Source organism: Alkalicoccobacillus porphyridii (genome assembly GCF_007293315.1).
Classification (GTDB): domain Bacteria; phylum Bacillota; class Bacilli; order Bacillales; family Bacillaceae_D; genus Alkalicoccobacillus; species Alkalicoccobacillus porphyridii.
The window spans coordinates 1-252 of the sequence record NZ_VLXZ01000329.1; the positions used below are offsets into that span (position 1 = coordinate 1).

Sequence of the window (252 nt, forward strand, 5' to 3'; positions counted from 1 at the left end):
TCCACAGCCCTGACGGGGAACTTCTCTGCGGGAGTGTCCGGGAATAATTAAAACGATGCACACAGGGTTTAGCGCGTACACGTATTGCATTATGCCAACGCCCCGGTGCTGACACGGAAGAAACCGGACGTTATGATTTAGCGTGGAAAGATTTGTGTAGTGTTCTGAATGCTCTCAGTAAATAGTAATGAATTATCAAAGGTATAGTAATATCTTTTATGTTCATGGATATTTGTAACCCATCGGAAAACT

Annotated in this window: 1 protein-coding gene; it reads right to left on the reverse strand. The window is 43.3% G+C overall.

Features of this window, described 5'->3' with window-relative positions; genetic code table 11:
• Positions 1 to 137 precede the first annotated feature (137 nt).
• Positions 138 to 252, reverse strand: a 115-nt coding sequence (locus tag FN960_RS22120; protein ID WP_143850846.1) for a DUF1398 family protein, incomplete at its 5' end; no start/stop codon positions are given.